This window comes from Bradyrhizobium sp. CCGB12 (assembly GCF_024199845.1).
Taxonomy (GTDB): domain Bacteria; phylum Pseudomonadota; class Alphaproteobacteria; order Rhizobiales; family Xanthobacteraceae; genus Bradyrhizobium.
Genome location: NZ_JANADO010000001.1, coordinates 941,147 through 954,484 on the forward strand (window position 1 = coordinate 941,147; position 13,338 = coordinate 954,484).

The 13,338-nt window shown below is 62.1% G+C and carries 10 protein-coding genes and 2 pseudogenes; 10 read left to right on the forward strand and 2 right to left on the reverse strand.

Translation table 11 applies throughout. The annotated features are described in order from the left end of the window. Positions 1-51: 51 nt before the first annotated feature. Positions 52-1,092 (reverse strand): LacI family DNA-binding transcriptional regulator, encoded by a 1,041-nt coding sequence (locus NLM27_RS04355; protein ID WP_254142173.1) that lies wholly within the window; start codon positions 1,090-1,092, stop codon positions 52-54. Positions 1,093-1,330: 238 nt separating this feature from the next. On the opposite strand from NLM27_RS04355, the gene NLM27_RS04360 reads away from it, so the two are divergent. The 8 genes and pseudogenes from NLM27_RS04360 to NLM27_RS04395 all read left to right on the forward strand — a co-directional run bounded on the left by NLM27_RS04360 (position 1,331) and on the right by NLM27_RS04395 (position 10,212). Beyond that, on the forward strand, positions 1,331-2,404 hold the full coding sequence (locus tag NLM27_RS04360; protein ID WP_254142174.1) for an ABC transporter ATP-binding protein: 1,074 nt from the start codon (positions 1,331-1,333) through the stop codon (positions 2,402-2,404). 76 nt (positions 2,405-2,480) lie between these two features. Beyond that, on the forward strand, positions 2,481-3,725 hold the full coding sequence (locus NLM27_RS04365; protein ID WP_254142175.1) for an ABC transporter substrate-binding protein: 1,245 nt from the start codon (positions 2,481-2,483) through the stop codon (positions 3,723-3,725). Between the two features lie 96 nt (positions 3,726-3,821). After that, on the forward strand, positions 3,822-4,763 hold the full coding sequence (locus NLM27_RS04370; RefSeq protein WP_254142176.1) for a carbohydrate ABC transporter permease: 942 nt from the start codon (positions 3,822-3,824) through the stop codon (positions 4,761-4,763). Next, positions 4,760-5,613: pseudogene (locus tag NLM27_RS04375) on the forward strand (carbohydrate ABC transporter permease). Before NLM27_RS04370 ends, NLM27_RS04375 begins: the two are co-directional and overlap by 4 nt. Positions 5,614-5,651: 38 nt before the next feature. Next, positions 5,652-5,798: pseudogene (locus NLM27_RS04380) on the forward strand (3-oxoacyl-ACP reductase); the annotation flags it as partial. A gap of 65 nt (positions 5,799-5,863) precedes the next feature. Then, the gene (locus NLM27_RS04385; protein WP_254148748.1) at positions 5,864-7,855 is read left to right on the forward strand and encodes an alpha-glucosidase; all 1,992 of its coding nucleotides are present in this window, start codon (positions 5,864-5,866) and stop codon (positions 7,853-7,855) included. A gap of 115 nt (positions 7,856-7,970) precedes the next feature. Next, complete coding sequence (locus tag NLM27_RS04390; protein WP_254142177.1) at positions 7,971-9,026, forward strand: sugar phosphate isomerase/epimerase; 1,056 nt, start codon at positions 7,971-7,973, stop codon at positions 9,024-9,026. Between the two features lie 13 nt (positions 9,027-9,039). Then, positions 9,040-10,212, forward strand: coding sequence for a Gfo/Idh/MocA family protein (locus NLM27_RS04395; protein WP_254142178.1), 1,173 nt, complete (start codon positions 9,040-9,042; stop codon positions 10,210-10,212). 13 nt (positions 10,213-10,225) lie between these two features. Here the strand turns inward: NLM27_RS04395 and NLM27_RS04400 are convergent, their stop codons facing one another. Further along, a complete protein-coding gene (locus NLM27_RS04400) occupies positions 10,226-10,918 on the reverse strand; it encodes an SDR family NAD(P)-dependent oxidoreductase (RefSeq protein ID WP_254142179.1) in 693 nt (230 codons plus the stop codon). 240 nt (positions 10,919-11,158) lie between these two features. On the opposite strand from NLM27_RS04400, the gene NLM27_RS04405 reads away from it, so the two are divergent. After that, positions 11,159-11,962, forward strand: coding sequence for an SDR family oxidoreductase (locus tag NLM27_RS04405; RefSeq protein ID WP_254142180.1), 804 nt, complete (start codon positions 11,159-11,161; stop codon positions 11,960-11,962). After that, complete coding sequence (locus tag NLM27_RS04410; RefSeq protein ID WP_254142181.1) at positions 11,955-13,157, forward strand: pyridoxal phosphate-dependent aminotransferase; 1,203 nt, start codon at positions 11,955-11,957, stop codon at positions 13,155-13,157. The genes NLM27_RS04405 and NLM27_RS04410 overlap by 8 nt, the downstream gene beginning before the upstream one ends. Positions 13,158-13,338: the final 181 nt, after the last annotated feature.

Below are 13,338 nucleotides of genomic sequence, written 5' to 3' on the forward strand. Positions count from 1 at the left end.
CACTACTTCCGAGTTTGGATTATCGGTGCATACAGGTGACTGAATTTCCAACTAGCTGCTCTGCCGATGGAGCAGAGTAAAACGCGTATCGATGACGGCCTGTTCCGGGTTGACATCGGCGTGCGAGATTCTTGCGATGATCAGCCGCGCGGCCTCCTTCCCGATCAGGTCGCCCGGCGGGCGGATGGTGGTCAACGACGGATTGGACGCCGCGCTGAAGCTCAAGTCGCCGAAGCCCACCACCGACAGGCGCTCGGGGATTGCGACGCCGAGGCGCTGGCACTCGAAGATCACGCCGAGGGCGATGTGATCGTTGGAGCAGGCAATCCCGTTCACATCTGGAAAGCGATGCAGGGCCTCGCCGAGCAGCATGGCACCGACCTCGGCGCTCGCGGGTGCTGGATGCTGGATGATCTCCGCCGTGACATCAGGCACGTTCCGCGCCGTCTCGACGAAGCCCTGGGCGCGCCGTGCCGCGCGGCGATCCTCGTGCAGGCGGGCGCCGAGAAACAGCAATCGCTTGCGGCCGCGCTGAACGAGATGCGACGCGGCGGCATGACCGACCTGATCGTGGTGAAAACCGACCGCCATGTCCATGGTCTGGGATCCGAGCTCCCAGATTTCGACGACCGGCACCTTGCTGTCACACAACAACCTGCGCGTCGCGGTGCTGTGCGAGAGGCCGGTCAAGACGACGGCGGCGGGCGCCCAGGCCAGCGCCGTGCGGACCAGGTTTTCCTCGTCGTGCTCCTTGTACTCGGTGTGGCTGAGCATCACCTGCAGTCGCTGCTTGCCGAGCTCGTCCTGCAGTGCCGCGACGGTCTCGGCGAAGAACGCATTGCGGACGGATGGCACGATGATGCTCACGACGCGCGATGACGCCGCCGCGAGGCCGCCGGCCATCAGGTTCGGCACGTAGTCGAGCGCCTCGATGGCGCGTGCGATCGACTCGCTCGCCGCCGCCGAGACCGCATCGGGCTTCCTGAAATAGAGGGACACTGTGGACGGCGATAGCTCGGCGCGCGCCGCCACATCCATGATCGTGACCCGCTGCATCTTGCGCCGGGTGCGTGTGGGCTTTGGTGGCGCCATTCCCCTGGTGGATCCAAAATAATAGCGCTACTATCTAGCCTAGGTTTTGGTGCGATACAATCGCATTCTTCCAGCCGGAATGATATTACTATTATAATCAGATAGATACAATACGATTCTGCCTCCTAACTCGCTGGATTGAGCTGGCGTAGGTCGGCCGTTGATTTCCAAAAATCGCAGCGCTACTATCGGCTAGCTACCGCGGCTGCAAGAACCGTCGGGACGGGAGAAAAGGGTCATGGCTTCGGTCAGCCTGCGCAAGCTTGAGAAGAGCTATGGCGCGTTCCGCGTCGTGAAGGCCATCGATCTCGAGATCATCGATGGCGAGTTCGTGGTGCTGGTTGGCCCGTCCGGCTGCGGCAAATCGACGACGCTGCGCATGATCGCCGGACTCGAAAGCATCAGCAGCGGTGAAGTCCGGATCGGCGATCGGATCGTCAACGATCTGCCGCCGCGCGAGCGCGACATTGCCATGGTGTTCCAGGACTACGCGCTCTACCCGCACAAGACAGTTCGCGAGAACATGGGATTCAGCCTGAAGGTGCGGGGCGCGAACCCTGCGGAAGCGGACGCAAAGATCAGCGTCGCGGCGGAAATGCTCGGCATCACCCATCTTCTCGATCGGCGGCCCGGACAGCTCTCCGGTGGACAGCGCCAGCGGGTTGCAATGGGCCGGGCCATCGTTCGACGGCCGCAGGTGTTTCTATTCGATGAGCCGTTGTCCAATCTCGACGCGAAGCTGCGCGGTCAGGTGCGCACGGAAATCAAAAGGCTGCACCAGACGATAGGAACCACCATCGTCTATGTGACCCACGATCAGGTCGAGGCGATGACATTGGCCGATCGCATTGTCATTCTTCGCGGCGGCGATATCGAGCAGATCGGAACGCCCGATGAGGTCTACAACAATCCGGCCAACGTCTTCGTCGGCAGCTTCGTCGGCTCTCCGTCGATGAACTTCGCCAAGGCTAGGGCTTCCCACGGCTATCTCGATTTCGCCGACGGCAACCGTCTGCCGCTTGCGGCTTTGACCCGCACCGGAATCGCAGCCGCTGACGGGCGCGAATTCATCGTCGGCATCAGGCCCGAGCATTTCACATCCGGGACGTCTGATGTCGGCCTGAACTGCGAGGTCCAGGTCGTCGAGCCGCTTGGCTCCGATACGCTGGTGCATTTCTCGGTGGGCGGCGCGACATTGACCGCGCGGTTGCCGCCCGAGTTACGCCCGCGAACCGGTGAGGCGTTCAGGCTGGGCCTCGACCCTGCAAAGATTCATCTGTTCGATGCGGAGACGGAGCGTGCCTTGCAGTAAGAGGTGCACGGCGAGGCCATCAACCACAAGTCAGTAACGTCGCGCGCAAAGCGGCGATCTTATTCGGGAGGACGGCATGAGTTTGGGACGCATTTCAAAGATAACGGGACTGCTGCTCGGGTTTGGAGTATTCGCATTCGCGACCGGCGCGTCCGCCGACACCTCGTTGAAGCTCTTCGTCACAAGCCAGGGTCAGCCCGGCATCTGGCGCAAGGTGCTCGATCAATACGAAGCGCGCAATCCGGGCGTCAAAGTCACTATCGAACTGGGCGGCGCGACCTCGGATCTGCAGGCGCAATATCTCAATACGGTCCTCACGGCGAAGGACTCTTCACTCGACGTGCTGATGCTCGACGTCATTAGGCCGGCGCAATTTGCGGCTGCGGGCTGGACCAGCCCGATCGCAAGCGAAAACATGTCGTCTTATCTCCGCGCTTATGCGGAGGCGAACACCGTCGACGGCAAGGTCGTGGCGCTCCCCGCCTTTGCGGATTCCATGTTCCTCTACTATCGCAAGGACCTGCTCGACAAATACGGGCTCCAGCCGCCAAAAACCTGGGACGAACTCGCGGCCGCCGCGAAGAAAATCGCGGACGGTGAGCAGAATTCGAACCTGCAGGGCCTCTCGTTCCAGGGCAAGGCGATCGAAGGTGCGGTCTGCACTTTCCTCGTACCCTACTGGAGCCAGGGCAAGACGATTGTGAAGGACGGCAAGCTCGATTTCGATCGTGAGGCCGCGGCGAAATCGCTCGCACTTTGGAAGGGCTTCGCCGATAGTGGTGTCGCCAAGAAGAACATTGCCGAAGTTGCGACCGACGACACGCGCAAGGAGTTCCAAGCCGGCAACGTCGTATTCGCGGTGAACTGGGCCTACGCATGGGCCATGACGCAGGGCGCGGACTCCGCCGTGGTCGGCAAGGTCGGCGTCGCACGGCTCCCGGCAGTCAGTGGCGGCGAACAGGCGACTTGCCTCGGAGGTTGGGAATGGGGCGTTTCCGCCTTTTCCAAGCATCAAGAGGAGGCGAAGAAACTCGTCGCGTATCTGTCGAGCCCCGAAGTCTCCAAATTCATGGCCATCAACGGCTCGTTGCTGCCGACTTACGGCAAGCTCTACAAAGACGCGGACGTGACTAAGGCGGTGCCGTGGTTCGCCGACGCTCAGCCGATTGTCGAGACGGCGAAGCCGCGTCCGGTGACGCCGCGTTACAACGAGGTCAGTGAAGCGATCCGGACCACCGTCAACGCGGTGCTTGCGGGCGTGACCACGCCGGCGGACGGCGCTGCCCAAATCGAGGCTCGCCTGAAGCGGATCCTCCGCTAAGGCATGATCCGGCGACGAGCGGGCGTGCTTGGCACCCGCTCGTGGTCGCGAATTCCAGCGTCGTCTTGCGCGCAATCCGGATCGGACTTAACGACGATGACATTCACGTTCAAGAACGCAGCCGGTCGCGTCGATGCGCGACGTACAAGGCTGTCGCGTTGGCTCGACCCGGACGAAACGACGCTCGCCGTGCTGCTCTTGGCACCCGCCGCGATCCTGCTCAGCGTGATGATCGTCTATCCAGTGGGCCGGCTCATCTACACGAGCTTCCTCGACCTGTCGCTGACCTCGGGCCTGCCGGCGCGGTTCGCCGGCCTCGCCAACTATCAGCAGATGCTGGAAGATCCCGTCTTTTGGCAGGCGACCTGGAACACGATCTTGATCACGCTCATCACAGTGCCCGGCGCGCTGTTGGTCGGACTCGGACTTGCGCTGCTCGCCAATCTGCCGTTCCAAATGCGATGGCCGGTGAGGCTCTCGCTTTTGATTCCTTGGGCGCTCCCGCTTGCGTTCGCGGGCCTGATCTTTGCATGGTTCTTCCATTCGGAATACGGCGTCGTCAACGACGTGCTCAATCGGATCGGCCTGCCGGGCGTGGTCTGGTTCAATTCGCCGCGTCTCGCCTTCGCCGCGATCTGCCTCGCCATCATCTGGAAGGCTTCGTCCTTCATGGCGATGATTATCCTTGCCGGATTGCAGACCATTCCGCGTTCCCTCTACGAGGCCGCGGACGTCGACGGGGCAGGGCGTGTGCGGCAGTTCTTCGAGATCACGCTGCCGCTGTTGAAGCCCACGATCGTGGTCGCTCTGATCTTCCGCACCATTACCGCGCTGCAGACCTTCGATATTCCCTACATGATGACGGGAGGCGGGCCGGGTACCGCCACTGCGACGTTGGCGATGTACATCCATCAGAACACCGTGTCATTCCTCGACCTCGGTTATGGATCGGCGCTTGCGGTGGTGATGTTCGGCCTTTCGATGTGCGTCACGGCGCTTTACCTGCGCATGATCCGCGGCAGCGAGTCCGCATCATGAACATGGCTGTATTCTCCGCCGCCGGCTCGGCCTTGTCCGGCAAACCGTTGCGGATCATCGCCGCGCTTATTCCGTCGTGAACGGCCTGTTCCCGGCGCTGTGGATTCTGCTGACCTCGTTCAAGACCGAGGCGGAGCTCACGGCGAAGCCGATCACCTGGCTGCCGCACGCGGCGACGCTGCGGAATTACAGCCAGGCGTTCTCCGATCAGCCGCTGCTCACGTTCCTGTTCAATAGCGTCATGGTCGCGCTGCTGTCGACCGCGTTGACCCTGCTGATCTCGGTTCTGGCGGCCTATGCGCTTGCGCGGCTGAATCTCCGATTCAGAGGATTGATCATGTCGGTAATCATCGCGGTCTCAACCTTCCCGCTGGTGACGCTGCTGGTTCCCCTGTTCGAGACGATGCGTGCACTCAATCTGCTCAACACTTGGACCGCATTGATCCTGCCCTACACGGTACTGAGTCTGCCGGTCTGCACCCTGGTGCTGACGTCCTTCTTCGAAGCTATTCCGCGCGATCTGGAGAATGCTGCCATGATTGATGGCTGCACGCGATTTGGCGCGCTTTTCAAGGTGGTGGTTCCGCTCTCGGCGCCGGGCGTATTCACGGCCGGAATCCTTGCCTTCGTCAACTCCTGGGACGAATTCCTGCTGGCCCTGTCGTTCAACTCCAACCCGGGACTGCGGACGCTGCCTGTCGGAATCCAGCTCTATCAGGGAGAGTTTGCGTTTCCGTGGCCGGTCATATCCGCCGCGCTCGTCGTGGGTATCGTGCCAGTCGCGATCCTGATCGTGATCTTCCAGGAGCGCGTCGTCTCGGGGCTGACCGCGGGCGGCCTCAAGGGATGAGGTCCAGGGCTTGATATATAGCTTAACGAGGTTCCCAAATGGCAGTTTACGATTCGGTTCGCTACGCCTCACTGGCTGGTCGCAGCGTGCTGATTACTGGCGGGGCGTCTGGAATTGGCGCCGAAATGGTCAGGGCCTTTGCGTCCCAACGTGCGATCGTCTCTTGCGTCGACATCAAGAGCGCAGGCTGCACAGGAACGAACTTCGTCGTTGATGCCGGCCCGACCTGAAGGGACGAAGAGGAATGAACCTGGAACTAGAGATCACCCAATCCGGCTTCGCGGTTTCCATTTCTGGCCGCCGAATTCTCACCCATAGTGCCACGGCGCCATGCTTCTTTGTGGGGCAGGGGAACGATAGCATCACGATGCATCGCGGTCGCTTCGAGATCGAAGATCGCGTTGCCGAACGCTGTCCGCTGGCGCATGCCGAGATGGACGGCGAAATGATCGCGCTTGCCGCCGCCAAGGGGCAGCCCCCGCGGCTGGGCGTCACGCTCGAGGCCAACGCGCTGGTGCTGCGGGCCCTTGATCCATCCGTCAACCGATTTTGGCTGCGTGTCGTTGCCGACCGGGACGAGAATGTCTGGGGCGGAGGCGAGCAATTCTCCTACTTCGATCTGCGCGGGCGGCGGTTTCCGTTGTGGAGTTCGGAGCCAGGCGTCGGGCGCGACAAGACCACCGAGATCACGTTCAAGGCAGACGTGGCGGGCCAAGCGGGCGGCGACTACTATCATACGAACTATCCCCAGCCGACTTATGTGTCCTCGGCGCGCTATGCGCTTCACGTCGCAACGTTCGCCTATGGTGCTTTTGATTTTCGTGATCATTCCTTTCACGAGATTGAAGTCTGGACCGTTCCGGAGCGCATTGAGCTGTTCGCCGCGCCGACCTTCGTCGGACTGGTGGAGATGCTGTCCAGCCGTTTTGGACGCCAGCCACCACTTCCAGAGTGGATCTACAATGGCGCGATCATCGGCCTGAAGGATGGAGCGAACTCGTTCAATCGCCTCGCGAAGATACGTGAAGCAGGCGTCAAGGTTGCCGGTCTGTGGTGCGAGGATTGGGTCGGGATTCGGCAGACTGCTTTCGGCGCGCGACTGTTCTGGGACTGGCAGGCAAACGAGACACGGTATCCGGGCCTCCGACAGCGCATCGCCGAATTGGGCAACGACGGCATTCGCTTTCTCGGCTATGTGAACCCGTACCTCTGCGACGACGGCGTTCTGTTTAAGGAGGCGGAGGATGCGGATTATTTCGTCAAGGATAGCTCCGACCGAACCGCCCTGATCGATTTCGGCGAATTTCACTGCGGCATCGTCGATTTCAGCAATCCGGACGCCGCGGCATGGTTCTCCGAAGAGATCATCGGCGTGAGGATGCTCGATTACGGCCTGTCTGGCTGGATGGCCGATTTTGGCGAGTACCTGCCGACCGACGTGCGTCTCGCCAACGGCGTCGATGCGAAGCTCATGCACAATCAATGGCCGACGCTATGGGCAGAGGTGAACGCGGAGGCAGTGGCGAGCCGATGCAAGATTGGCGAAGCGCTGTTTTTCATGCGCGCCGGCTTCACGGGCGCGCAGAAATATTGCCCTTTGCTCTGGGCCGGTGATCAATCGGTCGACTTTTCGCGGCATGACGGCTTGGTCACGGTGATCTGCGCCGCGCTGTCGTCGGGACTGCTCGGCAATGCGTTTCACCATTCCGATATCGGCGGCTACACGAGCCTGTTCGGCAATGTCCGCACGCCCGAACTCTTCATGCGCTGGGCCGAGATGGCGGCATTCACGCCGGTGATGCGTAGTCACGAAGGTAACAGGCCCCGTGACAATTTGCAGGTCGACGACGACCCCGCAGTCCTCTCGCATTTCGCCAGAATGACTGCGATCTACGTTCAACTCTCGCCCTATCTCAGGAGATTGTCGCTGGAAGCAACTCGCAGGGGCCTTCCGGTGCAGCGTCCGTTGTTCCTGCATCACGAAGAAGACCGGCGGACCTACGGCATTCAGGATTGCTATCTCTATGGTCGGGACGTGCTGGTCGCACCCGTCTGGCAGGCATCAGAAGATGAGCGGAAACTCTATCTTCCGGCGAGGACCGACTGGATTCACGTCTGGACGGGCCAGTCATTTGCCGGCGGCCAAGACATATCGATCAAGGCGCCGCTCGGGCGGCCCGCAGTCTTCTACAGGGCAGATACGGAATTCGAAACGCTGTTTGTTGGACTTCGGGACGTATAGTTTCGCCTTGTCGCGTGTGCGTCGATCGGGCTGAGGAAAGAGACGCGGGTCTTGGTCAGGTATCGAATTCAGCTGGCGCAGCTGCTTGAGCATCCCGGGAAGAAGGAAGTACTCGATGAAGATGATCAAGGGACCGGCGATATTCCTCGCTCAGTTCGCGGCCGACTCGGCGCCGTTCAACTCCTTGGACTCGATCTGCGGGTGGGTTGCCTCGCTCGGCTACGAGGGAGTTCAGATTCCGAGTTGGGATAGTCGGCTCTTCGACCTGAAGAGGGCCTCGGAGTCGCAGGACTACGCCGACGAGGTGAGGGGGATCGCGGCCAGCCACGGGCTTGCGATTACCGAGCTTTCGACCCATCTCCAGGGCCAGCTCGTTGCCGTTCACCCGGCCTATGACGCGGCATTCGATGGCTTCGCCGTACCGGAGGTGCGCGGCAATGCGAAGGCGCGCACGGAGTGGGCCGTCGATCAGGTCAAGCGTGCGATCTTGGCGTCCAGGCGGCTCGGGATCACGGCGCAGGCGACCTTCTCCGGCGCACTTGCCTGGCCTTATGTCTACCCCTGGCCGCAGCGTCCGGCTGGCCTTATCGAGGCCGCTTTCGACGAACTCGCCAGGCGCTGGCGACCGATCCTCGACTATGCCGACGAGCACGGTGTCGATCTCGCTTATGAGATCCACCCCGGCGAGGATCTTCACGACGGCATCTCCTATGAGATGTTTCTCGAGCGGGTGAAGGGACACAAGCGCGCGAACCTGCTTTACGACCCATCTCACTTCGTGCTGCAACAGCTCGACTATCTCGACTACATCGACATCTACCACCAGCGCATCAAGGCATTTCACGTCAAGGACGCCGAGTTCAACCCGACGGGCCGCCAGGGCGTCTATGGCGGCTTCCAGAGCTGGGTCGACCGTGCCGGCCGCTTCCGATCGCTCGGCGACGGCCAAGTCGATTTCGGCGCTATCTTCTCGAAGCTCACGCAATACGACTACGACAGCTGGGCGGTGCTCGAGTGGGAATGCGCGCTGAAACATCCCGAGCAGGGCGCGCGCGAAGGTGCCGAGTTCATCAAGAGCCATATCATCCGGGTGACAGATAAAGCCTTCGACGAGTTCGCAGGCTCCGGCACCGACGACGCAGCGAACCGCAAGATGCTCGGCATCTCCTGAGCGAGGAGAAGACATGACTATTGCAACCAACAAAGCCGGCGATCATGGTCGTATCCGACTCGGCATGGTCGGCGGCGGCCAGGGGGCCTTCATCGGCGCCGTCCACCGCATTGCCGCTCGCATCGACGACCAGTTCGAACTTGTGGCCAGCGCGCTCGCGTCGGATCCGGTGCGAGCCAAAGCGTCCGCGAAGGAGCTCGGCATCGCCGACGACCGTGCCTATGGCTCCCTCGAGGAGATGGCCAAGGCGGAAGCCGCGCGAGCGGACGGGATCGAGGCGGTCTCGATCGTGACACCGAACCACATGCATAGTCCGGTCGCTAAGGTCTTCTTGGAAGCCGGCATTCACGTGATCTGCGACAAGCCGCTGACGACGACCGTTGCCGAGGCCGAGGAGTTGGTGGCGTTGGTCAGGAAGACGGGTCGGGTCTTCGTGGTGACGCACAACTACACCGGCTACCCCATGGTCCGGCAGGCCCGCGCCATGGTCGCGAATGGCGACCTCGGCGAGATCCGGCTGGTCCAGGCCGAGTATCTCCAGGATTGGTTGACGGAGCGATTGGAGGCAAGCGACCATAAACAGGCGGCATGGCGTACGGACCCGGCCCGATCCGGCGCCGGCGGGTGCATCGGCGATATCGGCACCCACGCCTATAATCTCGCCTGCTTCGTCACCGGCCTTGAGCTCGAGGAACTGCTCGCCCAACTGTCGACCTTCGTCGAGGGACGGCGCCTCGATGACGATGTCCAGATCCTCCTCAAGTGGAAAGGTGGTGCCAAGGGCATGTTGTGGGCGAGCCAGGTCGCCGTCGGCAATGAGAACGGCCTCACACTGCGCGTCTACGGCAGCAAAGGCGGCCTCGAGTGGGCGCAGGAGAATCCGAACCAGCTCTGGTTTACGCCCTACGGCCGGCCGAAGCAGCTCCTGACCCGCGGCGGCGCCGGCGCCTTGGGCGAGGCGGGTCGGGTTACCCGCGTCCCCTCCGGCCACCCCGAGGGTTACCTTGAAGGTTTCGCAACAATTTATGCTGAGGCAGCGCGCGCCATCCGCGCGGCAAGGGTCGGTGAAAAGTCGGATCCTGATGTGATCTTCCCGGCCGTTGAGGACGGCCTGGCAGGCGTGAAGTTCATCGATGCTGCTGTGAGGTCCTCGGCATGCAAAGGCACCTGGGTTCGGATGACGTAAATGCTGCCGCGCCCTATAGCATCGGCTCGAACTGGCAGTGTACGAGCATCTCGGAGACCGAGGCATTGTTCGGCAGCATGAGCGCGGTTTCCACCAGGCGGGCGATGTCGCCGGGCTGGCTCATCTCGTGCCGGGGAATCTCGTCGTCGTTCAGCGTCATGTCGGTGGCAACGTAGCCTGGGCAGATCACCGTCGCCCGAATGCCGGCCGCGCGTCCTTCCCGGCGAATGCCGTGGGTGAGTGCAACCACGGCGAACTTGGTCATCGCATAGCCAACATTGCTCCCCACACGCTTTCCGGCGAGAGATCCCAGATTGATGACCCGGCCATGACCGCAGACGGCTAAGTGAGGGAGGGTGGCTCTGACGAGGCGCAGCGGACCCTTGACGTTCACGCGCCACATTTCATCCAGCTCGTTCTCGCCCTCGTCGGAGACACGCACCTTCGGATTGATGCCGGCGGCGTTGACGATGGCATCGACGCCGCCCCACCGCGCGACCGTTGCGTTGACCCAGGAGATCGGGCTCTTGGTGTCTTCGGCATCATAGCGGTGCGTCATGAGCCGCTCGCTCCCGGCGAGACGGCTCGGGTCGCGAAGCCCCGCCGATACGCGGAAGCCCGAGGCCAGGAGCCGGTCGACGACGGCGCGTCCGATGCCGCGCGAAGCCCCCGAGACCATGACGATCCGATTGCCGACTTCCAACATCTTAGTCCGTCTCCCATGGGTGAACGAAGAGCATCGCAAAATGTAAGGGGACACGCGCGAAGACGAGTAAGAGAAATTCACTCTGCCTGCATCGGGTGTGCTTATGGCTCACGCGCCCGGCGACTTTTCGGCCGGGATATTGGATGTCCTTATGAGGGCAGAACAAATCCGCTGTATGCGTGCGCCGGCCTCCGCACGTAGCTTCCCGCCGCTCTGGCTGACTGCAAGAGAGCCTTGCGGATGGGATTTTCGGACTACCGAACGGCGTTGGTGACGGGCGCATCCTCAGGTATCGGGGCTGCGACGGTTCGGCGTCTCCGTGCCGAGGGGCTCGAGGTTCATGCGCTGGCGCGCGACGCCCGCCGGCTGGCCAGCCTGTCGGCCGAGACCGGATGCCACGCATGTGCGGCCGATGTGAACGATCTCGACGCCTTGAGGCGCCTTGCGAGCTCGGTCGAATTCGATGTTCTCGTCAACAACGCCGGCCAGTCGCGGCGCGGCAATATCCTGGAAACAACGCCTGACGATGTCGACGCCCTGGTCGACGTCAATCTGCGGGCAGTCTTGCACCTGACGAGGCTGATCGTGCCAGGCATGGCGATGCGGAACAGCGGCCACGTGGTCAATATCTCGTCGATCGCCGGCCACTATGCCTTCGGCGCGAACGCCACGACATTCAATTCATCCGTGGCCTACCACGCGACGAAGGCCGGCATTCATTCACTGTCGCAGCAGTTGCGCGTCGATCTCTACGGCACTTGCGTCCGCGTCACCGAAGTCTCGCCCGGGCGCGTGGCGACGAGCATCTTCCAGAACCAGAACGCCGCCGACAATCCGGATGCCCGCTTCGTCGGCGGCTTCGAGACGCTCCAGTCCGAAGACGTCGCGGATGCCATTGCGTTCGCGGTGGGATCGCCGGCGCGGATGAACGTCGCGACGATCGAGGTCGTACCCACGTTCCAGGTCGTCGGTGAATTGCGATTCGCGAGCCGATCCGAGGCCGCACGTTTGAAAGAAATGAGAAGTGGAGCTGACCATGCCTGACCTCGCAAACCGCCTTAGGACCGTGAAGGTGTCGGCCTCGGCGGCGATGACGGACAAGGCGCGCGAGCTCCGCGACGCAGGCGTCAAGATCGTGGGCCTGTCGTCCGGCGAGCCCGATTTTCCGACGCCGTCGCATGCCATCGAGGCCGCACATCGGGCAGCGCTGGCAGGCGATACCAAATATCCGGCGCAGCCGGGAACGGTCGCGCTGCGGACCGCGGTCCAGCGCAAGTTCAAGCGCGAGAACAATCTCGACTACGCCCTCGACGAGATCCTGATCGCCAATGGTGGCAAGCAGATCATCTTCAACGCGCTGTTTGCCACCTGCAATTCCGGCGACGAGGTCGTCATTCCGGCGCCGGGCTGGATCACCTATGCGGACATCGTTCTTCTGGCGGAGGCGACGCCCATCGCGGTGCCTTGCCCGGAGAACAACCAGTTCAAGCTTCGTCCGGCGGACCTGGATGCGGCGATCACGCCCCGGACGAAGTGGTTGATCCTGAATTTTCCCAACAATCCGACCGGCGCCGCCTGTACGCGCGAGGAGATGCGCGCGATCGCCGATGTCATGTTGAAGCATCCCGACGTGTGGATACTCACCGACGACATCTATGAGCATCTCACTTATGATGGCTTTGAGTTCTGTACCATCGCGGAGGTTGAGCCGAGGCTGAAGAATCGCGTCGTGACCGTGAACGGCGCGTCCAAGGCCTACGCCATGACGGGCTGGCGGGTCGGCTATTGCGGGGGGCCCAAGGACCTGATCGCGGCGATGAACAATGTCCACGGTCAGGCGACCGGTGGGATCTGCACTGTGAGCCAGGCGGCGGCCGTCGCGGTCCTGGACGGACCGCAGGACTACCTGAAGGAGCGCGCGGACATCTATCGTGACCGGCGCGATCTCGTGGTCAAGCTCCTCAATCAGATTCCGGGTATCACCTGCCACAAGCCGGAAGGGGCCTTCTACGTGTTTCCGAACATCGCCGGCTGCATCGGCAAGACCACGAAGAGCGGGCGGCGGCTGGAGACCGATGCAGACTTCATCTCGGCGCTCCTGGAGGAGCAGCATGTCGCCGCCGTGCCTGGCGGCGCCTATGGAATGAGCCCGTACTTCCGCATTTCCTACGCGACCGATACCGAATCGCTGAAGGAAGGCTGCCGGCGGATCGCGAGCTTCTGCGAAAGCCTGCGCTGACCGGGGATTCGAAATACGGGGGTAGTCCCCGGATGGAGGGCGAAAGCTGCGGCCAGCGGCATTTACCGATCAAGATCGGAGCAATATGCCGAACCAGTTGTCATAATCGTTCCTAATGCCCCTAAACGAAGATGTTCTTGGTCCTGTAGGATGTCGACGCATAAGCTTTGTGCAAAGAGGG

What these genes read in the sequence shown, in the direction of transcription:
- NLM27_RS04410 (WP_254142181.1), top strand. Translation starts at nt 11,955, where the DNA reads ATGCCTGACCTCGCAAACCGCCTTAGGACCGTGAAGGTGTCGGCCTCG.
- NLM27_RS04405 (WP_254142180.1), top strand. Translation starts at nt 11,159, where the DNA reads ATGGGATTTTCGGACTACCGAACGGCGTTGGTGACGGGCGCATCCTCA.
- NLM27_RS04365 (WP_254142175.1), top strand. Translation starts at nt 2,481, where the DNA reads ATGAGTTTGGGACGCATTTCAAAGATAACGGGACTGCTGCTCGGGTTT.
- NLM27_RS04355 (WP_254142173.1), bottom strand. Translation starts at nt 1,092, where the DNA reads ATGGCGCCACCAAAGCCCACACGCACCCGGCGCAAGATGCAGCGGGTC.
- NLM27_RS04360 (WP_254142174.1), top strand. Translation starts at nt 1,331, where the DNA reads ATGGCTTCGGTCAGCCTGCGCAAGCTTGAGAAGAGCTATGGCGCGTTC.
- NLM27_RS04390 (WP_254142177.1), top strand. Translation starts at nt 7,971, where the DNA reads ATGAAGATGATCAAGGGACCGGCGATATTCCTCGCTCAGTTCGCGGCC.
- NLM27_RS04370 (WP_254142176.1), top strand. Translation starts at nt 3,822, where the DNA reads ATGACATTCACGTTCAAGAACGCAGCCGGTCGCGTCGATGCGCGACGT.
- NLM27_RS04400 (WP_254142179.1), bottom strand. Translation starts at nt 10,918, where the DNA reads ATGTTGGAAGTCGGCAATCGGATCGTCATGGTCTCGGGGGCTTCGCGC.
- NLM27_RS04395 (WP_254142178.1), top strand. Translation starts at nt 9,040, where the DNA reads ATGACTATTGCAACCAACAAAGCCGGCGATCATGGTCGTATCCGACTC.